Origin of the sequence: Burkholderia sp. L27(2015) (genome assembly GCF_009765705.1) — a bacterium.
Classification (GTDB): Bacteria; Pseudomonadota; Gammaproteobacteria; order Burkholderiales; family Burkholderiaceae; genus LMUX01.
Genome location: NZ_LMUX01000016.1, coordinates 639154 through 666030 on the forward strand (window position 1 = coordinate 639154; position 26877 = coordinate 666030).

Below are 26877 nucleotides of genomic sequence, written 5' to 3' on the forward strand. Positions count from 1 at the left end.
TACCGTGCAAACCGCTACGCAGCAGCAGGTACCACAAGCGAGAACCTCCGATCCGCTCGGGAACGTGGGACATTTCGGCCGCGTGCTCGCGCCTGCTGTCATGCGGCCGTTGGCAATTCTTGAAGTCATTATCGGCGTCGCGCTGGTCGTCGGGCTGTGCTATCTGCTGCACCCGGCGGACCCGCTATTGCTGGGGATCGGCTTCCCCTGGATATGGCTGGCCGTATCGGTGCTCGCGCTGCGCTATGGCGCGCTGCTCGGGGTGCTAGGGGGCATGTGCATTTGGGGCGCCTGGTACTTCTTTTACGGACGTGTCGACGGTGCCGAGTTTCCGATCATGTTTTTCGTCGGCGGCATGGCCCAGACGGTGATCGCTGGGCACTTCAGCGATATCTGGACCAATCGTGCGAATCGCGTCAAAAGCATCAATAGTTACTTGAACGACCGATTGGTGTCGATCACGAATAACCATTATTTGCTGCGCATTTCGCACGAACGGCTTGAGCATGATGTGTTGACCCGGCCGGTTACGTTGCGCGACGCCATCATGCGTTTGCGCGATCTGTCGCCGAGCACGCCGGAAGGCGAGCTTAACGAAGGGGCGTTGCCCAGCGCACAGGACATGCTCGAACTGGTGGCGTTGACCTGCCAGATCGACGTCGCGTCGATCTTCCCAATGACACCGCAAGGTTTTGGCCGCAAGGCGGTCGCCTGGGTCGGCGATGCGTTCACGCTGGACCCCGATGACACCTTGCTGCTCGACAGCATCGAAAAAGGCTCGTTGTCGCATCTGCGCGAAATCGACGAAACCGGGCAGAGCGCCTATCTGGTGTGCGTGCCTATTGTTGCGGCGTCGGGCACCGTGTCCGGCGTGCTGGTCGTGCGCCGGATGTCGTTCTTGTCGCTGAATTTCGACAATCTGCAGTTAATGCTGGTGCTGCTCAACTATTACGCCGACAGCGTCGAACAACGCACGATGGTCGCCGCGGTGCAAAGAACCGTGCCGCAATGCCCGTACGAATTTGCGCTTGAGTTGGCGCGCCTCGAACACATGAAGCACAGCAGCGACATCGATTCGTCGCTGGTCGCACTGGTGTTCCCGCGCGATGCCGATGGCGACTCGCTGTTCGATCAGGTGATGCGCACGCGTCGCACCTTGGACATTCTCTGGACCTTACGCGGCGAAGATCAGCAAGTGGCCATCACCTTGATGCCGGTGACCGACGAGAACGGTATTACCGGTTACCTCACGCGTACCGAAAGCCGTTTGAAGAGTCAGTTCGATACCGATTTCATTAGCTCGCACATTGCCGTGCACAGTGCCACGGTCGAGGCGAAGGCCCCAGGCGACAGCCTGAGGAAACTGCTCCTGCGGTGCGGCTACCATGGTTAAGCGAATACTCATCCTGTTGGTCTTGGGGGTGTTGGCAGTCGCCACGCAGGCGGTGGCGGTTTTCAAACTGCTGAACCCGGAAGGGCCGCTCGATCCGCTGGCCCTGTTCTTCCTCTGGCAAGCATTGGCCGCTGTATTCTGCGGGGTGTTCGTGACCGTGATGTTGCCTCGGCACTATCTGCCGCCGCGGCGCGGGGCATTCTTCCACATTTTCGTGATCTGCCTGTTTCTGCCGGTAGCCGGATCGGTGCTGTTCATCTGCGTGACCATCGTCGCGGTTATTTTCCCGACCCCGCTGGGCAACGTCGATGTGAGTTCGGTCGAGAACCCTGAGTTCGTGACCTACTTGATCTCGCGTGTTACCCACGGTACGGGCGCGCGGTTGAGAGCCCGGTTGGAAAACCTGCGCTCGTCGCCGCAAGATCGCGTGGCCGCTCTCGTGGCCATGCAGTCCTTGCCGTCGCACGTCACGGGAACCATGCTGCGCGATTTGCTCTCCGATCCGATCGAGGAAATTCGCCTGCTGGCCTACGGGATTGTCGACGGTACGGAAAAAGCCATCATGCAGCGCATCTTCGTGGCGCGCGAGCAGTTGGCCAATGCGACCGAGTCGGAAACCGAGGCCAATGCCTGCGCGCGGCTTGCGGAACTGTACTGGGAACTGATTTATCAGAACCTGGTGCGCGGCGAGGTGTACCGCTATTCGCTGGGGCAAGTCGAACGCTATGCACGCCAGGCGCTGGCGCAAAACCAGGAAAACGCGAGCATGTATTACCTGCTCGGGCGATGCGCTTCATTGAACGACGCACCGCAGCACGCCGAGGAATTTTTCAAGCGTGCCCAGGAGTTGCATTTCCCCACCGACCGCCTGCTTCCGTGGTTGGCCGAAATGGCTTTTCTGAAACGGGATTACCGTCGCGTCGGGCCGTTGCTCGGCTCGCTTAGCAAAGGCTCCATGGTTCCGCTCCTGCAGCCCCTCATGCGTTATTGGTCTAAATGAATACTAGCCTCCATCGTCGCGCAGATTCCGCTGACATCGCCTTGGTCCTCGAAGGCACCTTTCCCTATGTGAGGGGTGGGGTGTCGTCCTGGATCAATCAAATGATCAGGGCCTTTCCGGAACACACGTTCGCGATCGTGTTCATCGGCAGCCGGCTCGAGGATTATGAGGGGCCAGCGTACGAACTGCCCGACAACGTCGTGCATTTCGAAGAGCACTTTCTTTACGATTTCGTCGCATCGGAAATGGTCGAGACCAGCGCCGGGGATCCCAAGGCCTTCGAGCATGTCGAGCAAATGCACGAGGCTTTGCGCCAGAACAAGAAGTCCAGCGCGATCGGCGGGTTGATGCGCGAGATGATGCCGATGCTCGCGAAGGGCGCGCAGATCAGCGAGAAGGAATTCTTGCATAGCCGCTGCTCGTGGGATTTCATCACCGACCACTACGAGCGGTTTTGCACGGACCCGTCCTTCACCGACTACTTCTGGACGGTGCGCATCATGCATAAGCCGTTGTGGCAGTTGGCGCGTATTTGCGAACAAATGCCGGCGGCCAAGGTGTATCACACCGCATCGACCGGCTATGCGGGGTTCCTCGGCGCCTTGCTGCATTACCGCACCGGCCGGCCGTTGCTGGTGTCGGAGCACGGCATCTACACGAAGGAACGCAAGATCGATTTGTTGCAAAGCCAATGGATACGCGATAACCGTGGGGTCTTCGAGAAAGACATCTCGCAGGTCGGCTACTTTCAGGATTTGTGGGTGCGCTTCTTTGAAGCCATGGGACGCATTTGCTACGAAGCCGCGCACGACATCGTCGCGCTGTACGAAGGCAATCGCGTGCGCCAGGTCGATGACGGCGCACCGCCCGAGAAGACGCGCAATATCCCCAACGGCATTAACGTCTCGCGCTTCGCGCCGCTGCGCGATCTGCGCCCAGCCGAGGTGCCCACCGTCGTCGCGCTGATCGGGCGTGTGGTGCCGATCAAGGACATCAAGACATTTATCCGCGCGATTTTCGTCGCGAGCCGCAGCCTGCCTACCATCCAGGGATGGATTGTCGGACCGGAAACGGAAGACCCGCTGTACGCTCAGGAATGCCGCGATCTGGCCATTAGCTTGGGGATGCAGGACACGCTCAAATTTCTCGGCTTCAGCCGAGTCGAAGAACTGCTGCCCAAGGTCGGGCTGGTCGCACTCAGTTCGATCAGCGAAGCGTTGCCGCTGGTCGTGCTCGAAGCGTATGCGGCCGGCGTGCCGGTCGTGACGACCGATGTCGGTTCGTGCCGCCAGTTGGTCGAAGGGCTGGATACGGAAGACCGCGCGTTGGGCGAGGCCGGTGCGGTCGTACAGATCGCCAACCCCGAGAAGCTGTCCGCGGCCATGCTCAAGCTGCTGACCCAATCGGACCTGTGGCACTCGGCGCAGCGCGCAGGCATTGCGCGTGTCGAGCGGTATTACACCGATACGCTGATGGACGCGAGCTACCGCTCGCTGTATTCCAAGCTGATCGCAGCCGACACCGCACCCCGTGCAGAGGGAGTCAAATAATGGCAGGCATTGGTTTCGAACTACGGAAAATCCTGCGGCGCGATAGCCTGACGGGCACGATGACGGCCTACGGCTATGCCGGCTTGATCAGTGCCGGCCCGCTGATTCTGTCGATCGTGGCCATCTTGCTGATCGGCTTGCTGAGCCTGCCGGTGATGAAATCGCCCGAGCGCATCGTGCAGTTCCAGATATCGGTCACCTACCTGATCGCGGTGAGCTTGATCGTGACGGGGGCGATGCAATTGTCGTTCACGCGTTTCATGTCGGATCGCTTGTTCGAAAAGCAGCCCGAGCGCGTGCTGCCCAATTACAACGCGGTCTCGCTGGTCACCACGGCGGTGACGGGCGCGTTGGGCATCGTATTGGCCTTCACCGCATTTCGTGACCAGCCCACGCCTTACCGCTTGCTGATGCTGGTCGGTTTTGTCATCGTCAGCAATATCTGGATTGGCGTGATTTTCCTCGCCAGCGTGAAGCAATATCTGTCGATCATCGCGATCTTTTTCCTCGGCTACGGGGCGACCTTGATTCTGTCCGTCTCGCTGAATCGCTACGGCCTCAATGGGCTGATGGCCGGGTTCGTGCTCGGGCATTTGATCTTGCTCACCGGCCTGGCCAGTGTGATCCATCGTAACTATCGCTCCGATGACTACATTGCGTGGGAAGTGTTCGATCGCCGCTTCATGTACCCGAGCTTGATGTTCGTGGGGGTGCTGTTCAATCTGGGCGTGTGGCTGGACAAGTTCATGTTCTGGTTTGCGCCGGGTACGGGGCAACAGGTCATCGGGCCGCTGCACGCCTCGCTGATTTACGATCTGCCGGTTTTCATCTCGTACTTGTGCGTGATCCCGGGCATGGCGGTGTTCCTGCTGCGTATCGAGACCGACTTCGTCGAATTCTATGACGCCTATTACGATGCGGTACGTAGTGGCGGCACGCTCAAGCATATCCGCGAGATGCGCGACATGATGGTGCGCAGCGTGAGGACCGGGCTGTACGAGATACTCAAGATCCAGGCGTTGGTCACGCTGCTGATTTTTGCGTTCGGCGACAAGTTGTTGCGTCTGCTGGGAATTTCCACGCTCTATTTGCCGTTGCTGCATATCGACGTGATCTCGGCGAGTTTGCAAGTGCTGTTCCTGGGCGGCCTCAATGTGTTCTTCTATCTCGACCGGCGCCTGGTCGTGCTGAGCCTGACTGCGACGTTCGTGATACTCAATGGTCTGTTCACCTGGATCACACTCGTGATCGGCCCCAATGCGTATGGCTACGGCTTCGCGGTGTCGTTGATGGTGGTGATCTTTCTGACTATGTTCCTGCTCGATCGCCGCTTCAAGTCGCTCGAGTACGAAACGTATATGTTGCAAAGTGGCTGATTTCCAAAAAGTCGGGGCAGGCGGGCGCGGCATTCGCCGCTTTCCCGGTCGTTCGCTTCACGGCCGCGTTGCCCGATCGCTGACCGGTATCAACGCCTGGCTGCGTCCTGCGGATGGTGCTGCGCGTGCCTCGGTGCTTGCACCTGCGCACGCACAGGACCTTGCGCCCAGGGTTGCACGTGATCGTGCACCGGATTGTGTAGCCACCGCCGCGCCCTCCTGGAGCATCGCGTTCTATTACGGCGCGGCCGAACCTCAACTTCCTTCGCAACTGTTGGAGTTTGATCTGGCCGTTGTGGAGCCGGGGTATGCTTTCGAGCCGAGTACCGCGGCACGCTGGTTGGCCTACGTCAGCGTAGGCGAGGTGCATTGCTCGCGCAATTACCACGGCGATATTCCCGAGCACTGGATCATCGGGCGCAACAGCGCGTGGCAGGCCGACATCGTCGATCAGGGTGCTCCCGGCTGGCCCGCGTTTTTCGTCGAACGTGTGATTGCACCGTTATGGCAACGCGGCTATCGCGGCTTTTTTCTCGACGCGCTGGATTCCTGCCTATTGATCGCCGACAACGACATGCAGCGGGAGCGCAATCAGGCCGGGCTGGTGGCAGTGATCCGCGCGATTCGCGAGCGGTTTGCGGATGCGCGGTTGATTCTCAATCGTGGCTTCGAATTGTTGCCCGCAGTGCATGGCGAGATCTATGCGATCGCGTTCGAGTCGCTGTTCAAGGGCTGGAACGAGCGCCGCCGCGAGTACGTCGACGTGCCGCCCGGTGACCGCCACTGGCTGCTGGAGCAGGCGGGCAAGGCGCGCGCGTTGTACGGGCTGCCGGTGATTGCTATCGACTATTGTCCGCCTGAAGACGTGCTCGGCGCACGCGACACCGTCGAGCGTATCCGCTCATTGGGATTCGTGGCGTATGTGGGCGATGGCCGCCTGCAAGCGCTTAATCTTGCGGCGGCCCGCCGTAGTTGAGAGAGTTTATTCGCTAACTGCCGCCATTCCACCCACCACAGCATTGAATCCGCTGTCGACGTGCGTAATTTCCGCAGTAATGCCGGACGCCAGGTCCGACAACAAAAACGCGGCCGTATTGCCGACCTGCTCGACCGTCACGTTGCGACGCAACGGCGCGTTATCCGCGACAAAATCCAGAATCTTGCCGAAGCCCTTGATGCCGCTGGCCGCGAGTGTCTTGATCGGACCGGCCGATATGCCGTTGACGCGGATGCCGCGAGCGCCCAGCGAGGTGGCCAGATACCGCACGCTGGCTTCGAGCGAGGCCTTGGCGAGACCCATCGTGTTGTAGTTCGGAATCGCTTTTTCCGCACCGAGGTAGGTCAACGTGAGCAGCGCGGCGTTGGACGAAAGCATCGGCAGCGCGGCTTTGGCCAGTGCCGGAAAGCTGTATGCGGAGATATCGTGGGCAATGCGGAAATTCTCGCGGGTCATGCCGTCGAGGAAATCGCCGGCGATCGCTTCGCGCGGTGCGAAGCCGATCGAATGGACGATGCCGTCAAGCTGATCCCAATGTTGCTTGAGGTCGGTGAAGAGCGCCTCGATCTGCGCATCGTCGCCGACGTCGCAAGGGAACACCAATTCGCTGTCGAACTCCTTGGCAAAATCATTGATGCGGTCCTTGAAACGTTCGCCGACATAAGTAAAGGCAAGTTCGGCGCCTTCGCGCTTACAGGCCTGCGCGATACCGTAGGCGATCGAGCGATTCGAAAGAAGGCCGGTTAGCAGAATACGTTTGCCAGCGAGGAAACCCATGATTTCTCCAATATCGATCTGATTTAAAAGCTGCCCGTTTGCCCGCCGCGCTATTTGACACAGCCCGGCGCGCGGGATTTTCGGTAGAATTCTCTCACATTGCAATCCGATCCCTTCTGAAAACCTTATGGCGATTCGTGCTCCGCGCACTTCAAGCTGTCCGAGTCGCGTGAGCGCAGTCGCAAGTGCGAGTCGATTCCGCGCGTTTTTGCGCGCGCCGCTACTCATGTTCGTGCTCGTGTTTGTTCTTGTGCTGGCGCTCGATGGGCTGGCCTCCAAGCCCGCGCAGGCCGCCTATGCCATCGCACAATACGGCGCGCCCAAATACCCGCCGGACTTCACGCACTTCGACAGCGTCAATCCCGACGCGCCCAAGCGCGGCACGCTGATGCTGGCTAACCCGGACCGCAGGACCAGCTTCGACAAATTCAACCCATTCACGTTGCGCGGCAACAGCGCACCCGGCATGGATGTAATGTTCGAAACGCTGACCACCGGCAGCGATAAGGAAACGGCAAGCGCCTATGGCTTGCTCGCGGACGATATCCGCGTGGCGCCGGACCAGCGCTCGGTGACCTTTCATATCAACACGCAAGCGCGCTTTACGAATGGCGACCCGGTCACGGCGGCTGACGTCAAATATTCGTTCGACACGCTGATGAGCGCGCAAGCGGCACCCACCTTCCGCGTATTTTTCGGCGATATCGCGGGGGCCGTGATCGTCGACCCGCAAACCATACGTTTCGATTTCAAAAACCGTAATCCGCAATTGCCGTTGCTGGCCGGCAGCGTGCCGGTCTTTTCGCCGAAATGGGGGATGTTGCCGAACGGTCAGCGCGTGGCCTTCGACAAGCTGGCGTTCGAGGTCCCGATCGGCAGCGGGCCCTATCTGATTGACCATTACGACAGCGGGCGCGACATTACGTATCGGCTCAATCCCGACTACTGGGGTCGCAACCTGCCGACGCGGCGTGGCACGTACAATTTTGCCCACGTCACCTACAAGCTTTATGCCGACAACACGGCGCGTCTGGAAGCGTTCAAGGCGGGCGAGTTCGATGCGGTCGTGGAATACGTCGCGCGCAACTGGGCGCGCCTTTATACCGGCCGCAAGTTCAACGACGGGGAATTGATCAAGGCCGAGTTCGTCCATCATAACGGCGCCGGCATGCAGGGTTTCGTGTTGAACCAGCGGCGCGCGTTGTTCCAGGATCTACGCGTGCGCAAGGCGCTCGATCTGGCGATGGATTTCGAGTGGATGAACCGGCAGATTTTTTTCGGCCAATATCGGCGTATCGACAGCTATTTTTCCAATAGCCGGCAGGCAGCCACCGGCATGCCGAGCGCCGGCGAGTTGGCTTTGCTCAATCCCTTGCGGGCGCAGCTCGACCCGGCCGTGTTCGGGCCGATGGTGACACAACCGATGACGGATCCCCCTGCGTCGCTGCGTGAGAACTTGCGGCGCGCGCGCGACTTGCTCGCCCAAGCGGGCTGGGTGTATCGTGATGGCGCCTTGCGCAATGCCCAGGGCGAGGCATTCTCGTTCGAGATTCTCGACGATTCGGGCGGTGCGATGGGTCCCGTGGTGTCGCCCTATACGCGCAATCTGGCCAAGCTGGGTATCACCGTCAACTTCCGCACGGCCGATTTCGCGCTCTACCAGAAACGCCTGGACGATTTCGATTTCGACGTCACCGTTGCGCGCTACCCGGACGACCCGAGTCCTGGCAACGAGTTGCTGGATCGTTTCGGCAGTGCTTCGGCGAACACCCACGGCTCGGACAATTTGATCGGACTGCATTCTCCCGCGATCGACGCGTTGACGCTCGACGTATTGCGCGCCCGCACGCCGGCCGACCTGGAAAGCGCCAGCCAGGCGCTCGACCGGGTGCTGATGCATGGTTATTATGTGGTGCCGCAATGGTACTCGGCGACGCATCGCGTGGCGTACCGCAAGACATTGGCTCACGCGGCTACGCTGCCGCTCTATTACACTGCCGAGGATTGGATCGTACGCACCTGGTGGGACAATGCGCCTGCACATTGAACCAGGGCTGGGTGGATCTAGCCGTTTCCCGTGCTGCGGCCTCATGTGGTTCGGCTCCCGTAGTTCAGCCCCTGTACTGCGCGCGAGCGTGGCACTGCAACACTATCTAGTGACAACGCACGATGTGGATTTACCTGCTTAAACGTATCTTGTTGATGATTCCGACGCTGATCGGTGCGCTGACGCTGACCTTCGTGGTCATTCAGTTCGTGCCCGGTGGCCCGGTGGAGCAGGCTGTGCACGACATGCGCAAAGGCGCGCCAGGCGGGGAGGCCGCGGGCGGCGGCGGCTCGGTTTATCGAGCGCGCGGCGGCGTGGACGCGCAGCAGATCGAACAACTGAAGGTGCTGTATGGCTTCGACAAGCCGCCGGTGCAACGCTACTTTTTGATGCTTAGCCGCTTCATGCGTTTCGACCTGGGCCAGAGCTACTTTCATCACCAGAGCGTATGGTCGCTGATCGTGTCGAAACTGCCGGTCTCGATCAGTATCGGCGTGTGGACCTTCCTGCTCACTTATTTGATTTCAGTGCCGCTGGGCATATGGAAAGCGGTGCGCAACGGGTCGTCGTTCGACGTGGTGACCAGTTTCATCGTGTTGATCGGCTATGCGATACCCGGCTTCGTGCTGGGCGTGCTCTTGCTGGTGCTGTTTGGCGGCGGCAGTTTCTGGCAGGTGTTTCCGCTACGCGGCCTGACCTCGGACAACTGGTCGCAGCTCAGCATGGGCGCGCGCATTACCGATTATCTCTGGCACATCACCTTGCCCGTGTTTGTGTCGGTGGTCGGCAGCTTCGCGGTGATCACCATGCTGACCAAGAACGCGTTTCTCGACGAGATACGCAAACAGTACGTGTTGACCGCTCGCGCAAAAGGTTTGCCCGAGCGCCGTGTGCTGTGGAAGCATGTGTTCAGAAACGCCGTGCTGCCACTAGTGACAGGCTTTCCGGCCGCGTTTATCGGCGCGTTCTTCACCGGCAGCCTACTGATCGAAACCTTGTTCTCGCTCGACGGCCTGGGCTTGCTGTCCTACGAATCGGTGATACGGCGCGATTATCCGGTCGTGCTCGGTACGCTGTATCTATTTACGCTGTTGGGGCTGGCCGCACGGCTGATCTCCGATCTCTGCTATGTGTGGGTCGATCCCCGCATCCAGTTCGGCGGGCGGAACCACTAGCATGAGCCAGGCCATATCATCGACCCCGCGCGTGCTGGTTTCGCCAACCCCGCGCCAGCGTATCTGGGCGCGCTTTCGACGGCAGCGCCTCGGTTACTGGAGCCTGCTGATTTTTCTCGGCCTGTTCGTGCTCAGTGCGGCTGCGCCTTTGTGGTCCAACGACCGGCCACTGGTGGTGCGTTATCAGCACACCTGGTATTTCCCGCTAGTGAAGACTTATCCGGAACTGACCTTCGGCGGCGATTTCCCCACGCCTGCCGATTACCTCGATCCGTTCATCAAGGATCGTTTTCAGGGGCCGGGCGATTTCGCACTGTATCCGCCCAATCACTACAGCTACGACACGCTCAATTACTTCGCCAGCGCACCGAACCCGGCGGCGCCCTCGCGCGAAAACTGGCTCGGCACCGACGACCGGGGCCGTGATGTGTTCGCGCGCTTGCTGTATGGTTTCCTGGTTTCCGTGACGTTCGCATTGGTGCTTACGGCGATCGGCACGGTATTGGGTATCATCGCGGGCGCGCTCCAGGGATATTTCGGGGGCCGCCTCGATCTGACCGCGCAGCGGCTCATCGAGATCTGGGGCGCGCTGCCAGAACTCTATTTACTGATTATCTTTGCCTCGATTTTCCAGCCCAGCTTGCTGCTGCTGGTGATCTTGTTGTCGCTGTTCGGCTGGCTGGGTCTGGCCGATTACGTGCGTGCCGAGTTCCTGCGCAATCGCAGCCAGGATTACGTCAAGGCGGCACGCGCGATGGGTTTGTCGAGTTGGCAAATCATCTGGCGCCATGTGCTGCCCAATAGTTTGACGCCTGTGATTACCTTCCTGCCGTTTCGCATGAGTGCGGCGATCCTGGCCTTGACCAGCCTCGATTTTCTTGGACTGGGCGTGCCGCCTTCGACACCTAGTCTGGGCGAATTGCTGGCCCAGGGGAAAGCCAATCTGGATGCGTGGTGGATTTCATTGCCGACCTTCGGCATCTTGGTCGCGACACTGCTGTTGCTGACGTTTATGGGGGATGCCTTGCGCAACGCGATGGATACGCGCGTGGCCGATCACGGTGGCAGCGTGTTGCCGGTGGCCGGGTTGTCGGCTGCGCTCCCGCCTACTGCGGATGAGTCGCTGCGCGATGGGGGACCGGCGTGACGCAGTCTTCGTTGGATTTGAATGGTGGTGTGAACGTCAGCGCGAATGGAGCCGCAGGCACGAGCGCAGGCACGGGCATGGCCATGAGCACTAGCACGAACATGAGCGCAAGCCGAGGCGCCGGCGCCAAATCAACCAATAGCACGGCCGCCGGCGCGGCACTGCTCAGCGTGGAAGACCTGTCGGTTCAATTCGCAGAGCATACGGTGGTCGATCGGATCAGCTTCACGCTGGACCGCGGTGAGCGCATGGCCTTGGTCGGTGAATCCGGCAGCGGCAAGAGCGTCACGGCACTGGCGATCTTGCGCTTGCTGGAGCAGGCTCGCGTGAGCGGCGCGATCCGGCTGGGCGGCGAGGACCTGTTGAGCAAGAGCGAACGCGCCATGCGCGGGTTGCGCGGCGCCGACATCGCGATGATTTTCCAGGAGCCGACGTCGGCATTCAACCCGCTGTATTCGGTGGGCAATCAGATTGTCGAAACACTGATGTTGCATGAGGCGCTCGATGCCGGCCCCGCACGTCGGCGCGCGATCGAACTGCTGGACCGCACCGGCATAGCGGAGCCTGGCCGGCGCGTCGACAGCCTGCCGCACCAGCTTTCGGGCGGTCAGCGCCAGCGTGCCATGATCGCCATGGCGCTGGCTTGCCGGCCTCGTTTGCTGCTGGCCGACGAGCCAACCACCGCGCTGGACGTGACCATACGCGCACAGATCATCGACCTGCTGCTCGAGCTGCAACAAGAAGCGGCCAATGAGCGTGGCATGGGCGTGCTGCTGATCACGCACGACCTTAACCTGGTGCGGCGCTTTGCGCACAAGGTGGCGGTGATGGAGCGCGGGCGCTTGGTCGAAAGTGGTCCGGTCGAGACGATATTCACGGCACCGCAGCATCCGTACACATTGAAGTTGCTCAATGCGCAGCCGCAGCGCGATCTGCTGCCGGTGTTGCCGATTGCGCCGGTGTTGCTGCAGGCGCATGCGGTGACGGTGAGCTATCCGATGCGCCGGCCTGGCTTGGCCGGCTTGTTTCGCAGCGCGCGTTTCGACGCGGTCAGCGCAGCAAGCCTGTCGGTGCGCCAAGGCGAAACCGTGGGTGTGGTCGGCGAGTCGGGCAGCGGCAAGTCCTCGCTGGCGATGGCACTGCTGGGTTTGCAGCGGGCCGTCGAGGGCCGCGTCGAATTCCACGGCCGTCCGCTCACGCATTACCGAGGGCGGGATGCACGACGCGTGCGCGCCAATCTGCAAGCGGTGTTTCAGGACCCGTACAGTTCGTTGTCGCCGCGCCATACGATCGAACGTATCGTCGGCGAGGGTCTGGCCCTGCATCATCCGGAGCTCGATGCGACGGTATTGCGTGACAAGGTGATCGCCGTGCTGCGCGAGGTCGGCCTCGATCGCACCATCCTGCAACGCTATCCCCATGAATTTTCAGGCGGTCAGCGGCAGCGCATCGCGATCGCGCGAGCGTTGGTGTTGGAGCCGCAGATCATGGTGCTGGACGAGCCGACCAGTGCGCTCGACGTCTCGATCCAGTTGCAGGTGCTCAAGCTATTGGCCCAGCTCCAGCAAAAATTTAATTTGGCTTATTTATTTATCAGTCACGATTTGGACGTGATTCGAGCAATGGCGCATCGCGTGGTGGTCATGCAGGACGGACACATCGTGGAGCAGGGCGCGACCGAGGTGGTGCTGGCAACACCGAGCCATCCGTACACGCGTCAGTTGATCAAGGCGTCGTTGTTCCATCAATGAGTTTTCGCGGTTGATTGTTTTTATTTATAACTTTTGACAACAAATTGCATTTTGTCTACTATCGCGAGAACTTTTCATGCACAACCAGTGTCAGCTTCAGCGAAATTTATAGGCCAATGCATCGAAATATCCTTAATTCAACGCGTGCTCATGTCATTGCGGGATGCCTATTCTCCGCACTGATAGCCGCTTCGGCTCCTGCCGTAGCAGCGGCTTCCGCGTCCGAAACTCCAGTTCTCAGTGCCGCAGTGACCGCCGTTCCGGGGATCGATACCGATCCGACCACGGCGAGCAGTGCCGGCGATCTCAAAGACGCAGAGCAAATTATCCGCGAAGCACGCTTGCTTGCAGGCAAGCCCGGTCAACCGCCGGCACCCGCTGCCGTAACGGTGGCGGCAGCAGCAGCCGAGCCTAAACCGAGCAGCGCTCGTCAGTTCCTGAACGGCGTGGCAAGCAAAACCGGTGAAGTCGTGGTTGGCGCGCTGAATATGATCGGCGTTCGCTACAGCTGGGGCGGCGACACGCCCGACTCCGGTCTCGATTGCAGCGGTTTCGTGCGCTACGTTTTCCAGGACACGCTGGGCATGAATTTGCCGCGCCGCGCCGAGGAAATGAGCCGGGTTGGCGAGAAAATCTCCGCCAACGATCTGAAGCCCGGCGATCTGGTGTTTTTCAACACGATGCGTCGTAGCTTCTCGCACGTCGGGATTTATATCGGCGACAACAAGTTCGTCCATTCGCCCTCGACCGGCAGCACCATCCGCGTGGACGAGATGGATACCGGTTACTGGGAAAAGCGCTATACCGGCGCGCGGCGCATGAATATTTCGTACACGCCGGCAGAACAGGCTGAGATGAAGGCGCGGATGCACGATCTGCTCGCCACGGGTAAAGAAGCGAACGCGAATTAAACTGCTGTATTTGCGCTGCTATATCTGAGTCGCTGCATCTAAGCGTGCGTCTCTAAGCCTCTGCATTGCGGACGCTGCATCCCTGAGAAAAACCTCCGTTGGGCGTAAGCCACCGGAGGTTTTTCTTTTCTACTGCGCGCGCTCGCGCGCTGCAGCGAGCTTGCGGGTCAGGTCGGGCATGATCTTCTCGGTTGCCTCCTCGCCTGCCAGGATCGCTGTGTTACGGCCGTTGAAATCGCTGCCACTCATGGCCGCAAGATCGGGGCGGATCACCACGTCGGCGTATTTGTCGAGCTCATAGCTTTTGATCGTCTGGCCCATGATGGTGAACGTCTGCAAAAGGATGTCGAACGAACTTTGCGTGGCCTGCGACTCCGGGCGCGCCGAGATGTCGACCGCAATCACGAAGTCCGCGCCCATCTTGTGAGCAAAGGCGGCGGGCACGGGGCTGACCAAGCCGCCGTCCACGTACTCGTGGCCGTTGATCATGACCGGCTCGAACACCGACGGGACGCTGGATGACGCGCGCGCCGCGATGCCGGTGTCGCCTCGTTGGAACAAAATGGGTTGGCCGGTCTGCAGGTCGGTCGCGACGATGCCCAGCGGGATCTGCATTTTTTCAATCGAACGATGGTGCAGGGTGGTGTCCAGGTAATCCTGCAGCGCGACTCCCTTCAGAAAACCGCGCGAGCGCAGCGGCATGGCCCAGTCGCTCAGCGCCGATTCATCCATCTGCAGCGCCAGGCGATTGATTTGCAAGCCAGTCATGCCGGACGCATAAAGCGATGCCACCACAGCGCCGGCGCTGGTGCCGACCACCATGTCGGGAACGATGCCATGGGCTTCCAGCGATTTGATGACGCCGATGTGGGCAAAGCCGCGCGCAGCGCCGCCGCCGAGCACCAGCGCCACGCGCAGATGGCGTGGAGGCTTGGTGGAACCTGCTCCGGCCAAGGCCTCTTGGGTGGGGGCGCCCGGCGCGCCAGCCTTGCTCGCGCCTGTGTTTGCGCTGGGGTGGGTGTCCACGCCGACTGCGGCACTACCGGCTTGGCGGGGCGGCGTCGAAGTACAAGCAAGCAGCGCGACGGTGCCTAGCGTGATCGCCAGCATTTGGCCAATTCGGTTAAACGAAATAAATTTCAAAAAAGCGGCTCCAGATTCAAGGGCATTCGGCATAAGGGGCATGCGGCAGCATTATAAGACGCGTGACGTCGCGGGCGCGCCTTCGCGAACGCTCTTGCGGCGAGCCGCGTGGCCTGGCTCGCGCCGCTGCTATAATTCAAGCCTCGCCTGAACCTGATCCAGCGAACCGCGCAGGGCCGCGATGCAATACGAGCGGTAGCGCTATTTCGTTGGTTTTCCGCTGGTTTCCGTTCCCGCGCTTCGGCCGCGCGTCCCTCTTCCAAGTGCAATGACTACCACTGTCCGTACTCGTTTCGCCCCTAGCCCGACCGGTTTTATCCACCTCGGCAACATCCGCTCGGCACTCTACCCGTGGGCTTTTGCCCGCAAGAATCACGGTGTGTTCGTGCTGCGTATCGAAGACACCGACCTGGAGCGTTCCAACGAAGAGTCCGTGCAGGCGATCCTGCAAGGCATGGAATGGCTGGGCCTGGATATCGACGAGGGGCCGTTCTACCAGATGCAGCGCATGGATCGTTATCGCGCAGTCCTGCAGCAGATGCTGGACGCGGGGCTCGCCTATCACTGCTACACCTCGACCGAAGAGCTCGACGTGTTGCGTGAGGCGCAGCGCCTGCGCGGCGAGAAGCCGCGTTACGACGGCCGCTGGCGCCCGGAAGAGGGCAAGACCTTGCCCGCTATTCCGGCTGGCGTCGAGCCCGTGATCCGCTTCAAGAACCCGCTCGATGGTGTGGTGGCTTGGGACGATGCGGTCAAAGGTCCGATCGAAATCGCCAACGACGAGCTCGATGATCTGGTCATCGCTCGTCCGGACGGCACGCCGACCTATAACTTCTGTGTCGTCGTGGACGATGTCGACATGGAGATCACCCATGTGATCCGCGGTGATGACCACGTCAACAACACGCCGCGCCAGATCAATATCCTGCGGGCGCTGGGTAAAACCCCGCCGGTGTATGCACATTTGCCGACCGTGTTGAATGAGTCCGGCGAGAAGATGTCGAAGCGCAATGGCGCCATGAGCGTGATCGGTTATCGCGACGCGGGTTATTTGCCCGAAGCAGTGTTGAATTATCTGGCTCGACTGGGCTGGGCGCACGGCGATGCAGAGATCTTCAGTCGCGAGCAGTTCGTCGAGTGGTTCGATCTCGAACACCTGGGCAAGTCGCCGGCTCAATACGATGCAGACAAGCTGAAGTGGTTGAACAATCACTACATCAAGGAAGCGGACAACGTGCGGCTTGCGCAACTGGTCGGGCCGATGCTGGTCGAGCTCGGTTTCGACGCGGCTCATGGCCCGACATTGGCCGATGTGATTGCGCTGCTCAAGGATCGAGCGCATACCCTGCGTGAGATTGCCGAGAACGCGATGCTGTTTTATCGCGAGCTACCGCAGCTCGATGAGGCGGCGTTGGCGGCGATGTTGAGCGACTCCGTGCGTGCAGGGCTGGTCGATTTGCGCGCGGCCCTGCAAGCGCTGCCTGAATGGCGCCGTGAGGCAATCAGCGCAGCGTTCAAAGCTACGCTCGCACAACACAAACTGAAGATGCCGCAATTGGCGATGCCGGTGCGTTTGTTGGTGGCCGGCCAAACCCAAACCCCGGCCATCGATGCGGTGCTCGAGTTGTTCGGTCGCGAGACCGTGCTTGGGCGCCTCGATCGTACGTACTAGGCTGTAATCGGCGGCAAATTTACGTGACGCGCAGCAGGACGAAATTTTTCATGGGCCTGCTGCAATCAAGAGTGACAAAGGTATTTACAAAGCACGTAATCGCCTATATTATTTCGGTCTCTGTCGGGGGTATAGCTCAGCTGGGAGAGCGCTTGCATGGCATGCAAGAGGTCAGCGGTTCGATCCCGCTTACCTCCACCAACGACCTTTTTGGGTAGTCGGGTACAGAGGAAAAATGCAGTAAAGATGTGATGTGAGCTTGACGATTTGTGCTGGCGCCGTTAGTACTGAGTGCCGCATAAAATAAGGCTTCACAAGGTAAAACAAAGTCGTTATAATCTTGGTCTTTCGCGGTGAAACAAAAGCAGTTCAGTAGCCGATACGAAGCGAAGATTATTGAGTTTTAAAAGCGTAGCAAGACAAAACGCAACCAGTTTTGTCCCCATCGTCTAGAGGCCTAGGACATCACCCTTTCACGGTGAGTACAGGGGTTCGAATCCCCTTGGGGACGCCAAAAAGCCTGGCGCCATTGATTCGAAAATGACGTCATGTCGAGCAGAATATAGTTCGACACAGGTTCGGTAGTTTGGAGTGGTAGTTCAGTTGGTTAGAATACCGGCCTGTCACGCCGGGGGTCGCGGGTTCGAGTCCCGTCCACTCCGCCAATGTTGTCCAGGGCCGCACGCAATGCAGCTCTAGTTCAAAAGCCCGCTTCTAGCGGGCTTTTTGCTTTGGTATCTCAGGTGTTGGTTTTTTTATTTTCCGGTCAAGCCGAATCGGCCGACGAGACGAATTATTAAAATGGATAGTAATGCTTATTATATCGACGGGGCGTGCGGAATAGTGAAACGGCGTGCGCCGATCGTTGCACGGTAGTTCGCCAGCGTCCATCGCTAGGGGGGCTCAGTACATCTCGAACTATTCCTGTCCATGGCGGTTCGATAGCGGTGTGTCGTTGCCGCCGCTGAAACCCCACTCGCGCAGCCGACCCGACCAATAACTTACCCGGCCGAATTAAAGCCCTAATGCTGGTTGACCTTTAAAACGGTTTTCAGACGTGCCGTTTTTCCATAAGTAAACTCGCGTTCGCGCAGACTTTGCCGGCGCGCTGTTGCATTTACGCTTGTCGAAGCAGGCGCAATCGGTAAATACCATCACGCGATAGTCTGCAATTATTTTTTTCTCTCTATACTCGAATCATTTGCAACGTATAGACGCCGCACGCACGGTGACTGTTGCTGAACCCCGCGTGAGATGCGAACGCGCCAGTCGGGAATCGGGATGCAGAACCCCTTTATTCGTTTGCTTGCCCGTTTGCGGGTAGGAAGAAAACTTCTCCTGATTTATTTGCTCGATTTGACCGCTGTGATCTACATCAGCGGTATCTTGATCCAAGAAAAATATATTGCGATTGATTTCGCCCAAAAGGAAATCACCGGTAATCACTATATTGCGACAGTGCGCGATGCGTTTTGTGACGTGGCGCTGGCAGCAGTTGGGGCCGCCGCCGGCGATGCAACCGGTAATGCAACCGGTAATGCAACCGCGGGTGCAGTCGCGAGTGCAGTGGCCGGCGCGCAGCCCGCTGCGCAACTGGCGCGGTATCCCCAGGCGCTAGCCGAGACACAACGCAAATACGGCGGCGACATGCAAAGCGCCGTGGCCAGTGCGCAATTGATACAGAGCTTCGCGCACCTGACTCAATCAGGTGGCTTGACGCCCGCCAATACGAGCGCGACGATTTCAAGCGCGCACGACCTGATCACGCGCGTAGGCAATCAGTCGAACCTGATTCTCGATCCCGATCTCGATAGCTACTACACCATGTCGCTGTTGGTGCTGCGCTATCCGGACCTGCTCGAAACCATCAACAACATCGGCGTGCGTGTCCATACGCGGGTGCCGGCCGGGCGGGTCGAGTCCAACGAAGCGCGCACGCGCTATCTGATTCTGGAAGGGCAACTGGACTCGACGCTTAAAGGCCTCAGTTCCGACTACGGCGAAGCGATTGCGGCCCACCCGAGCATGCGCACGGAACTCGAGCCGTCGCTGAACACCATGTTGACTGCTGCCGACCTATATCGACGGACTGCGCGCAATTTGGTCGAGAACGGCTCGAACCCCGCCGCGCTGGCCCAGGTCGACGTGGCGCAGCGCGCCTTGATCGGCACGATACGCGGTGCCTGGGACGCGTCCGCACAGCAACTCGATGTCTTGCTGCGCGCTCGCATCCACGAGTTCTTCTTGCGGATGTGGTTGCATCTGGGTACGGCGCTCACGTTGTTGTGCTGCATTTTGTTGATGGTGTATTTCGTCGCGCGACAGATCGCCCAGCCGCTGCGGCATTTATCGCGCGTGATGGACACGGTGCGGCGCACCGGCGACCACAGCCTGCGTGCCTACTGGAACAGTCAGGACGAAATCGGCCGGCTGGTGCTCGGGTTTAACGGCATGCTGGAACAGCTCGACCGCGAGCGCGAAACGCAAAAGGAGCTGGCGGCGACGGCGCGCGCGTCCGAAGCACAACAGGCATTGGTCGAGGCAACGCCTGTGCCGATGGTGGTCACGGCCATCCCTGGCCACGAAGTGCTGCATGCCAATCAACCGGCACTCGAATGGCTGAACGGCATCCAGGTGGATCCGTGGGCGAAGGGCCTCGATTCGTCGGTGCGGGCGCGCTTTTTCCAGCAGCTCTCCGACCGTGGCGCAGTGGACGAATTCGAGGTGCGCTGGAAGGGGGGCGCAGAACCGGCCTGGGCCGTGTTGTCGGCTCGGCGTCTGCAATTTCAGGGGCAAGATGCGGTGCTCACCGCGTTCGCACGGATCAATCACCTCAAGTTAATGGAACAGCGGCTGGAGTTGTGGGCGAAGGTGTTCGAAGCGTCGTCGGAGGGCATACTGATTATCGACAGCGAGCTGCGCGTGCTCACCGTCAATCAGGCGTTTTATCGAGGCACCGGTTACGACAGCCAAGGCGTGATTGGCGAATATCCGGCATTCCTGCAGGGTCTGCCGCAGAGTTCGCCCAGCGATGACGTGATGCAAACTCCGGCTGGCGCGCCCGGCCATGCACTCACCGAGCTGGCGTTAATCGTGGCGCGGCGCGGCGCCTGGCAAGGCGAGGCGAAAATCCGCAAGCGCAATGGCGAAACCTATCCGGCCTGGTTGATGGTCAGCGCCGTGCGGGAAAAGAACGACCACGTTTCGTATTTCATCCTGACCTCGATCGACATCAGCGACCGCAAGCGTAGCGAAGCGCGCATCGAATTCCTGGCGCAGCACGATGTACTCACCGAGCTGCCCAATCGCGCCTTGTGCACCGAGCGGCTGCGGCTCGCCTTGCAACAAGCGCGGCGTAGCAAGCAACAGGTCGCGGTGTTGTTCATCGATCTCGACCGCTTTAAAAATGTCAACGATTCGCTCGGCCATCATATCGGCGATGGCCTGCTGCGCTCGGTAGCGGGCCGCTTGCTGCAGTCGGTGCGCGCCGGCGATACGGTGAGCCGGCTTGGCGGCGATGAATTTATCATCCTGCTCAATGGCGTGAGCGGCGTCGAGGAGATCAGCCATATCGTCGAAGACCGTCTGATCCCCCTGATACGCCAGCCGCATGAAGTCAACGGCGCTGAAATACATGTGTCTTGCAGCATCGGTATCGCCGTGTTCCCGGACGATGGCGTCGATATCGACGCTTTGATGCAGCACGCCGATGCGGCAATGTACGAGGCCAAAGCGAACGGTCGCAATGTTGCACGGTTTTTCTCGGCCGAGATGACGCAACGTTCGCGCATGCGTTTGCATCTGGAGTCGAGTCTGCGCCACGCGATCGAGCTCGGCGAGTTGAAGCTCGTGTACCAGCCTTATGTCGAGGCCCAAGACGGTAGGCTGGCCGGCTTCGAGGGCTTGTTGCGCTGGAATCATCCGGAGTTGGGTGCGATCTCGCCGATGCAGTTTATTCCGATTGCCGAAGAAACCGGGCTGATCGTGCCGATCGGCGCGTGGGTGATCGAGCAGGCGTGCGCGCAGATGGCCGCGTGGCGAGCGCAAGGCTACGGCGAAGTGCAGGTTTCGATCAATTTGTCGGCGGTCCAGCTCAAGCATTCAGGCTTGCTGCAGTGCCTGCGCGACAGCTTGGCGCGGCATGCCATCAAGGCTGGCCGGCTGGAACTGGAGATTACCGAAACGACCCTGATGGAAAGCGTCGAAGCCAATTTGTTGATGCTCTCGGCGATCCGGGAGCTGGGCGTGCGGCTATCGATCGACGATTTCGGCACCGGCTATTCCAGCTTGAATTACCTGAGCCGGTTTGCCTTGGATCGACTGAAAATCGATCGCTCGTTTGTGCACGATATGGTTGAAGGCTCGACGGACTTTGCGATTGCCAAAGCGATCATTGGGCTGGGCCACACTTTGGGGCTCAGGGTGGTGGCCGAAGGTGTGGAGACTGAACTGGAGGCCCGGCTGTTACGCGCGGCCGGGTGCGACGAGTTCCAGGGCTTCTTTTTCGCCAAGCCGCTGCCGGCCGCCGAGCTGGGCGCTTGGCTTACGGCGTCGTCGTCGCCGCCGCGGATGAAGGTGCAGGCATAGATCGGCGTGGCATGGGCTAGCCGCGGCTAGCGCGTGGGCGCCCTAGCCGAACGCTCACGCGAACCGCCGAATTGCGCATACCAAAACGCCAGCAACATCAGCGCAGCCGCGGCCACGCTCAACATATTGGCGAACCAGAAACCGCGCGCTCCGGTGAGCGCTGCCGTCATATTTCCTGCAACGTTGAAGCCGAACCAATAGCCGCCGCCCAGGCCCACGCCCCATAGCGCGACGGCGTAAATCAGCGTGGGTACCACCGCAATCTTGTAAGCGCGCAATACGAACGCGGTGGAGATTTGCAGCGCATCCCAGAAGTGATAGAAGCCCACCAGCAGCAACAGCGGTAGGGCGGCTGCAGCCACCGCCGGGTTGGGCGTGTAGGCCGAGATGATCCAGCCGCGCGTGGCGATCACGGTCGTGCCATAAAGAATGGCCACAACGCCGGCGAGCGCGATGCCATGTCGTGAAACAGCGCGCGCCTCGGCGCGTTGCTGAGCGCCCAGGTGTTGCGCGACCAGCGTAGAGGTCGCGATACCGATCGACAGCGGCGTCATGTAGAGCACGGCGCCGAGATTGCTGGCGATCTGATGGGCCGCGAGCTGAGTGGTGCCGAAGCGCGCGATAAACAAGGCCATGAAGGTGTAGGCCGTCACTTCGATCAAATAGGACAGGCCCATCGGCACGCCCAGTTTGAGCAGTTCGGCCTGGCGCGCCCAGATGGGGCGGCTGAATCGTTTGAAGATGCCGAATGGCCGATACACCGGGTGGCGCAGCATCAATGCGATCGCAATGATGCAAGTACACCAGTTGATCAGCGTGGTCGCCAGCGCGCAGCCCACACCGCCAAGCGCCGGCACGCCCCAGCCGCCGAAAATGAACCAGGCGTTAGCGGGAATTTTCAGGGCGAGGGCAACCACCTGGATTGCCATCACGTAACGCGGCCGCGCGATGGCGTTGGACAGCGAGTTATAAATCCTGAAAATCAGACTGGCGGGCAGGCCAAGCGCGAGCAGGCGCAAATAGGCCATGGTGCGCTCGGTCAAATGCGGTTCGGCGTGCGAGATGTTGAGCAAGGGAGCGGGAAAAGCCAGCAGCACCGAACCGATCACGGCCAGCCCGAGTGCCAGCCACGCGGCCTGTCGTACGGCTTCGCCGATCTCAGCTGGGCGATGTGCGCCGAAAAAATGGCCGACGATCGGTTGCAGCGCGACCAGGATGCCGGTGAGCGCAATGTAGATCGAGATATAGATCGAGGAGCCGAGCCCCAGCGCTGCAAGGTCGAGCGAGGAAAAACGGCCGACCATAGCGGTATCGATCACCCCGAAGGCGATGATGGCGAGCTGGCCGATCAGTATCGGCCACGCCAGGACGACGATGCGACGCAGGTCTTGCATGAGCGATCAGGGTTGAAGTGGCGGCGCAAAAAGCACCCGCGGGGCGAAAATGCATACGCTCACCAGCGGCTCACCAGCGGCTCACCAGCGGGTTCGGCGGCTAGGCCTACGAGCGTTTATCCTTGGCACGCTCACGGATATACAAGCGGAAACGCTCGTCGCGGTCAGCCGGCCGGCGACCTTCCCACGCGAGCCGCCAGGAAAACTTGGGCGCGGCAACGGGCGGGTCAAAATCGCTGTTGTCTTGTCTGAGGATCACGTCGCAATCGCCGTCGCCAAACGCAAAGCGCATATTGCCGAAATAGGCGAACGATGCGAGCTGGGCGTCGCCGAGGCGAATCGGCGTGATGCAAGTGTAGTCGGCGGGCAGGCGTGTGGCGATCTGTGTTGCGACGTCGCGGTAGGTGCGGCCGTAGTTGATCAGCGGCAGCCACAGCGTCATCAACAATACCCACATCAAGGTGGTGCCCGCGCTGGACAGCACCACGCTGCGCCATAACACTTTCGGATGGCGCGACAACCGCCACTGCACCAACAGGAACCAGCACAGCGTGATCAGCAGCGCCGCGAGCAATTCCGATGCGCTGAATTCAGGCTTGAATCCCGGCACGAGACGCTCGAGGTTGCGCGCAATGGGGTGGGGAAAACCGCTCAGCCCGGCAATCCAGACCAGCCATACGAACCCGCCGAGTATGGTAAAGCTCAGCACGGCAAACCAGTCGAACGCGTTGATCGCGCCGCGCTTCAGAGTGGGCAAACCGAAGCTGGCGAGCACGGCCAGCGGCGGCAGCAGCAATATGAACAGCAAATTGCTTTGATGGCTCTGCATGACCACCAGCACCAGCAGCACGCTCACGACTGTTAAAGGAATCGCAACGTGGGGCGCACGCCGCAATCCAGGCCAGCTGTACCACGACCAGATCGCCAGTGGCCATGCAGGCCATGTGAAGAGCGGCAGGTTTTTCAGGGCGTAGAAAAACACCGCGGTGGGTGGCGCGCCGAGGTTGTTGAAATTGCCGAACGCCCAGCTCTTCAGGAAGGCCGGCGCTTCGTCCGGCAGCAGCCGCAGCGCGGTGAGCGGCCACACGAGCGAGATAGCCAATGCCAGCGCGATGCCGATCGGCAAAGTGCGGCTGGCCTGCAATTCCTTACAGATTGCGGCAACGATGCAAACGGCTGCGAGCAGCGTGAGCAGCATGACTGGATCGGCGGATAGCGTCACTAGACCCAGCGCGCTTCCCCACCACAGCGCGCCCTGGACCGGCTTGTCGATACAGCGGATCAGGCCATACACCAGCATCGCCACGCAGGCCAGTTGTGCCACTTCCGGCGTAGTCTCATGCCCGCGTTCGGCGAGCCCGAAACTCGCGAGCAGGATCAGTACGGCGCCGTCCGCGAGCGTGCGTCCGTAATCGCGCGGTTCGGGTTCACCGCCGAACACGTACTTGAACGGCTGGATCTCGGGGCGTCGGCCCAGCAGGTAGGTACCGTACCAGACGAATGCGCAGGTGAGGGTGAATAGGATGCCGGTGGCGATGCGCGATGCGTCGCTGGGCGCAATCCAGCCATCGAGCGTGCGGATGGCGATGGCGCCGAGCCAATACATCAGCGGCCCTGCCGCCGTGCTGGCTTTGCCGATCAGATTGGGCAACAGCCAGTCGTGCGAGCCGCCTTGCACCATCGTCCACATCACGCCGAAGCCGGCCGCGTCCTCGTTTTTCCAGGGATCGCGCCCAAATAGGCCCGAGCCGGCGTAGATCACGCAGATCGCGAGCAGAGCCCAGCGCGGCAGGGCGCGTGTAGCGGAGGCGGATAGGCGGACGGCAGGACGCATTGATTTCGCAAGAACTCAGCTAGTCAGCTGAAAACAAAGACAGACAGAAAGCGGGCTTGTACCGCCGGGATCCGGCATTTTAGCCGGGTCACGCTCGACTGGGCAGATTGTTGTACTTTTGCAGAGGCTACGCCACAACGCCACAGCGGCCCAATAAAAAAGGCAGCCGGAGCTGCCTTTTTTGCGCGGCTGAATATTCAACCGCAACCGCCTGCTGTAACTTATGCAACTGGCTCATGCAACCCGCTTATGCAGCCAGTTGCTGATGCCGGCAACTTACGATGCGTCCTTGGCGGCAACCTTGCCGTCGGCGCGCTTGCCAAATTTCTGGCGGAACTTCTCGATGCGGCCTGCCGTATCCATGATCTTTTGCTGACCGGTATAGAACGGGTGCGATTCCGACGAAACTTCAATTTTCGCCAGCGGATATTGTTTGCCGTTGAATTCAGCGGTTTCGCGGGTCTGGATGGTCGAGCGGGTCACGAATTTGAAGTCGTTCGACACATCGATAAACAGCACTTCGCGGTAATTCGGGTGGATGCCTTCTTTCATGCTTCTTCCTTGGTAACGTTGGGTAGCCAGCCCGCGGTGGCCGGAGTTCACCGGCACGACCTGGCGCGAGCCACTTGCCTTGAATATTTAAACCTGCATCAAGCCCGAAATTATGCCATGAAATCGGGCACTTGGCGGGTTATTTTGGGTTCAAGCTTAACCGGCGCGACGGTTCGACATCAACCGCGGCGACGGTTCCATATCAACCGCGGCGACGGTTCCACATTAGCCGCCGCGACGCATCAAATCGAAGAACTCCGCGTTGCTCTTGGTCTGCTTGACCTTGTCGAGCAGGAATTCCATCGCTTCGATTTCATCCATTTCGTGAATGAACTTACGCAGGATCCACACTTTTTGCAGGATTTCCGGCTTGATCAGCAACTCTTCGCGGCGCGTGCCCGATTTATTCAGGTTGATCGACGGATAAACGCGCTTTTCAGCCAGGCGGCGCTCCAAGTGCACTTCCATGTTGCCGGTGCCCTTGAATTCTTCGTAGATCACATCGTCCATGCGGCTGCCGGTTTCGATCAGTGCGGTGCCGATAATGGTGAGCGAGCCGCCTTCTTCGATATTACGTGCCGCGCCGAAAAAGCGTTTCGGGCGTTGCAGCGCATTGGCGTCGACACCGCCGGTGAGCACCTTGCCGGATGCGGGCACCACCGTGTTGTAGGCGCGTGCGAGACGGGTGATCGAATCCAGCAGGATCACGACGTCGTGTTTCATTTCGACCAGCCGTTTGGCCTTTTCGATCACCATTTCGGCGACCTGGACGTGACGCGAAGCCGGTTCGTCGAAGGTCGAGGCAATCACTTCGCCGACCACGGAGCGCTGCATTTCGGTCACTTCTTCAGGGCGCTCGTCGATCAGCAGCACGAAGAGGGTGACGTCGGGGTGATTGGTTTTGATCGCGTGCGCAATGTGTTGCAGCATCACGGTCTTGCCCGATTTGGGCGAGGCCACCAGCAAGCCGCGCTGGCCTTTGCCGATCGGCGCAATCATGTCGATGACGCGCCCGGTGATGTTCTCTTCGCCGCGCGAATCGCGTTCGAGCGCGAGCGGTTTGTTCGGGTGCAGCGGCGTCAAGTTCTCGAACATGATCTTGTGTTTCGAGGCTTCCGGCGCTTCACCGTTGACCTTGTCCACCTTGACCAGCGCGAAGTAGCGTTCGCCGTCTTTCGGGGTGCGGACTTCACCTTCGATGGTGTCGCCCGTGTGCAAATTGAAACGACGGATCTGCGAAGGGCTGATGTAGATGTCGTCGGTGCTGGCCAGATACGATGTTTCTGGCGAACGCAGGAACCCGAAACCGTCGGGGAGTACTTCGAGCGTGCCGTCTCCGAAAATGGTTTCGCCGGTTTTGGCGCGTTTTTTCAGAATGGCGAACATGAGTTCCTGCTTGCGCAGGCGGTTCGCGTTCTCGATGTCGAGACCATTGGCCATCTCGATCAATGCGGAGACGTGCTGAGACTTAAGCTCGGATAAATGCATACAGGAATCCCGCCGGGGAGAGAGTTACTACGAAATGGAGAGGGCGAGCGGACGCTCAGAGGATTTATGCGGTTTCGCTTTTT

The 26877-nt window shown here is 60.0% G+C and carries 17 protein-coding genes, 3 tRNA genes and 1 pseudogene; 15 read left to right on the forward strand and 6 right to left on the reverse strand.

Going from position 1 to position 26877, the window contains the following annotated elements:
• The first annotated feature begins 4 nt into the window (after positions 1 to 4).
• The 5 genes from GSQ77_RS10770 to GSQ77_RS10790 are packed head-to-tail and all read left to right on the forward strand — an operon-like array spanning position 5 to position 6295.
• Complete coding sequence (locus GSQ77_RS10770; protein WP_254067550.1) at positions 5 to 1393, forward strand: PelD GGDEF domain-containing protein; 1389 nt, start codon at positions 5 to 7, stop codon at positions 1391 to 1393.
• Positions 1386 to 2393 carry a hypothetical protein gene (locus tag GSQ77_RS10775; RefSeq protein WP_158901842.1) on the forward strand — a complete coding sequence of 336 codons (1008 nt, stop codon included), beginning with the start codon at positions 1386 to 1388 and terminating at the stop codon, positions 2391 to 2393. Before GSQ77_RS10770 ends, GSQ77_RS10775 begins: the two co-directional genes overlap by 8 nt.
• The gene (gene pelF / locus GSQ77_RS10780; protein ID WP_158901844.1) at positions 2390 to 3943 is read left to right on the forward strand and encodes a GT4 family glycosyltransferase PelF; all 1554 of its coding nucleotides are present in this window, start codon (positions 2390 to 2392) and stop codon (positions 3941 to 3943) included. Before GSQ77_RS10775 ends, pelF begins: the two co-directional genes overlap by 4 nt.
• The gene (gene pelG / locus GSQ77_RS10785) at positions 3943 to 5319 is read left to right on the forward strand and encodes an exopolysaccharide Pel transporter PelG (RefSeq protein WP_158901846.1); all 1377 of its coding nucleotides are present in this window, start codon (positions 3943 to 3945) and stop codon (positions 5317 to 5319) included. The genes pelF and pelG overlap by 1 nt, the downstream gene beginning before the upstream one ends.
• A complete protein-coding gene (locus tag GSQ77_RS10790; RefSeq protein ID WP_254067551.1) occupies positions 5312 to 6295 on the forward strand; it encodes an endo alpha-1,4 polygalactosaminidase in 984 nt (327 codons plus the stop codon). Before pelG ends, GSQ77_RS10790 begins: the two co-directional genes overlap by 8 nt.
• 6 nt (positions 6296 to 6301) lie before the next feature.
• Here GSQ77_RS10790 and fabI read toward each other — a convergent pair whose 3' ends face one another.
• A complete protein-coding gene (fabI, locus tag GSQ77_RS10795; RefSeq protein WP_158901848.1) occupies positions 6302 to 7093 on the reverse strand; it encodes an enoyl-ACP reductase FabI in 792 nt (263 codons plus the stop codon).
• Between the two features lie 127 nt (positions 7094 to 7220).
• Between fabI and GSQ77_RS10800 the strand changes: the two genes are divergently transcribed.
• From GSQ77_RS10800 to GSQ77_RS10820, 5 genes and pseudogenes are all read left to right on the forward strand, one after another.
• Positions 7221 to 9140, forward strand: coding sequence for an extracellular solute-binding protein (locus tag GSQ77_RS10800; protein ID WP_158901850.1), 1920 nt, complete (start codon positions 7221 to 7223; stop codon positions 9138 to 9140).
• Between the two features lie 122 nt (positions 9141 to 9262).
• Positions 9263 to 10315: a microcin C ABC transporter permease YejB gene (locus tag GSQ77_RS10805; protein ID WP_158901852.1), complete on the forward strand. Its 1053-nt coding sequence runs from the start codon at positions 9263 to 9265 to the stop codon at positions 10313 to 10315.
• Position 10316: 1 nt separating this feature from the next.
• Positions 10317 to 11462, forward strand: coding sequence for an ABC transporter permease (locus GSQ77_RS10810; protein ID WP_158901854.1), 1146 nt, complete (start codon positions 10317 to 10319; stop codon positions 11460 to 11462).
• A gap of 101 nt (positions 11463 to 11563) precedes the next feature.
• On the forward strand, positions 11564 to 13213 hold the full coding sequence (locus GSQ77_RS10815) for an ABC transporter ATP-binding protein (RefSeq protein ID WP_158902939.1): 1650 nt from the start codon (positions 11564 to 11566) through the stop codon (positions 13211 to 13213).
• Between the two features lie 425 nt (positions 13214 to 13638).
• Positions 13639 to 14124 (forward strand): annotated as a pseudogene (locus GSQ77_RS10820) (C40 family peptidase); the annotation flags it as partial.
• A gap of 129 nt (positions 14125 to 14253) precedes the next feature.
• Here GSQ77_RS10820 and GSQ77_RS10825 read toward each other — a convergent pair.
• Positions 14254 to 15267 carry a patatin-like phospholipase family protein gene (locus GSQ77_RS10825; RefSeq protein ID WP_254067553.1) on the reverse strand — a complete coding sequence of 338 codons (1014 nt, stop codon included), beginning with the start codon at positions 15265 to 15267 and terminating at the stop codon, positions 14254 to 14256.
• Between the two features lie 268 nt (positions 15268 to 15535).
• Here GSQ77_RS10825 and gltX point away from each other — a divergent pair, with 268 nt between their 5' ends.
• From gltX to GSQ77_RS10850, 5 genes are all read left to right on the forward strand, one after another.
• Positions 15536 to 16939: a glutamate--tRNA ligase gene (gltX, locus tag GSQ77_RS10830; protein WP_158901856.1), complete on the forward strand. Its 1404-nt coding sequence runs from the start codon at positions 15536 to 15538 to the stop codon at positions 16937 to 16939.
• Between the two features lie 125 nt (positions 16940 to 17064).
• A tRNA-Ala gene (locus tag GSQ77_RS10835) sits at positions 17065 to 17140 on the forward strand.
• 237 nt (positions 17141 to 17377) lie between these two features.
• Positions 17378 to 17453: transfer RNA gene (locus tag GSQ77_RS10840), tRNA-Glu, on the forward strand.
• A gap of 74 nt (positions 17454 to 17527) precedes the next feature.
• Positions 17528 to 17604: transfer RNA gene (locus GSQ77_RS10845), tRNA-Asp, on the forward strand.
• Positions 17605 to 18220: 616 nt separating this feature from the next.
• Entirely contained in the window at positions 18221 to 21526 is a 3306-nt protein-coding gene (locus GSQ77_RS10850) for an EAL domain-containing protein (protein ID WP_158901858.1), read from the forward strand.
• Between the two features lie 26 nt (positions 21527 to 21552).
• Here the strand turns inward: GSQ77_RS10850 and GSQ77_RS10855 are convergent, their stop codons facing one another.
• From GSQ77_RS10855 to rho, 4 genes are all read right to left on the reverse strand, one after another.
• On the reverse strand, positions 21553 to 22920 hold the full coding sequence (locus GSQ77_RS10855) for an MATE family efflux transporter (RefSeq protein ID WP_158901860.1): 1368 nt from the start codon (positions 22918 to 22920) through the stop codon (positions 21553 to 21555).
• Between the two features lie 106 nt (positions 22921 to 23026).
• A complete protein-coding gene (locus GSQ77_RS10860) occupies positions 23027 to 24754 on the reverse strand; it encodes a glycosyltransferase family 39 protein (RefSeq protein WP_158901862.1) in 1728 nt (575 codons plus the stop codon).
• Between the two features lie 276 nt (positions 24755 to 25030).
• Complete coding sequence (locus GSQ77_RS10865; RefSeq protein WP_158901864.1) at positions 25031 to 25306, reverse strand: type B 50S ribosomal protein L31; 276 nt, start codon at positions 25304 to 25306, stop codon at positions 25031 to 25033.
• A 225-nt stretch (positions 25307 to 25531) separates the two neighbouring features.
• Positions 25532 to 26794 carry a transcription termination factor Rho gene (gene rho / locus GSQ77_RS10870; protein WP_158901866.1) on the reverse strand — a complete coding sequence of 421 codons (1263 nt, stop codon included), beginning with the start codon at positions 26792 to 26794 and terminating at the stop codon, positions 25532 to 25534.
• Between the last annotated feature and the right edge of the window lie 83 nt (positions 26795 to 26877).

What these genes read in the sequence shown, in the direction of transcription:
- GSQ77_RS10775 (WP_158901842.1), top strand. Translation starts at nt 1,386, where the DNA reads ATGGTTAAGCGAATACTCATCCTGTTGGTCTTGGGGGTGTTGGCAGTC.
- pelF (WP_158901844.1), top strand. Translation starts at nt 2,390, where the DNA reads ATGAATACTAGCCTCCATCGTCGCGCAGATTCCGCTGACATCGCCTTG.
- pelG (WP_158901846.1), top strand. Translation starts at nt 3,943, where the DNA reads ATGGCAGGCATTGGTTTCGAACTACGGAAAATCCTGCGGCGCGATAGC.
- fabI (WP_158901848.1), bottom strand. Translation starts at nt 7,093, where the DNA reads ATGGGTTTCCTCGCTGGCAAACGTATTCTGCTAACCGGCCTTCTTTCG.
- GSQ77_RS10800 (WP_158901850.1), top strand. Translation starts at nt 7,221, where the DNA reads ATGGCGATTCGTGCTCCGCGCACTTCAAGCTGTCCGAGTCGCGTGAGC.
- GSQ77_RS10805 (WP_158901852.1), top strand. Translation starts at nt 9,263, where the DNA reads ATGTGGATTTACCTGCTTAAACGTATCTTGTTGATGATTCCGACGCTG.
- GSQ77_RS10810 (WP_158901854.1), top strand. Translation starts at nt 10,317, where the DNA reads ATGAGCCAGGCCATATCATCGACCCCGCGCGTGCTGGTTTCGCCAACC.
- GSQ77_RS10815 (WP_158902939.1), top strand. Translation starts at nt 11,564, where the DNA reads ATGAGCGCAAGCCGAGGCGCCGGCGCCAAATCAACCAATAGCACGGCC.
- gltX (WP_158901856.1), top strand. Translation starts at nt 15,536, where the DNA reads ATGACTACCACTGTCCGTACTCGTTTCGCCCCTAGCCCGACCGGTTTT.
- GSQ77_RS10850 (WP_158901858.1), top strand. Translation starts at nt 18,221, where the DNA reads ATGCAGAACCCCTTTATTCGTTTGCTTGCCCGTTTGCGGGTAGGAAGA.
- GSQ77_RS10855 (WP_158901860.1), bottom strand. Translation starts at nt 22,920, where the DNA reads ATGCAAGACCTGCGTCGCATCGTCGTCCTGGCGTGGCCGATACTGATC.
- GSQ77_RS10860 (WP_158901862.1), bottom strand. Translation starts at nt 24,754, where the DNA reads ATGCGTCCTGCCGTCCGCCTATCCGCCTCCGCTACACGCGCCCTGCCG.
- GSQ77_RS10865 (WP_158901864.1), bottom strand. Translation starts at nt 25,306, where the DNA reads ATGAAAGAAGGCATCCACCCGAATTACCGCGAAGTGCTGTTTATCGAT.
- rho (WP_158901866.1), bottom strand. Translation starts at nt 26,794, where the DNA reads ATGCATTTATCCGAGCTTAAGTCTCAGCACGTCTCCGCATTGATCGAG.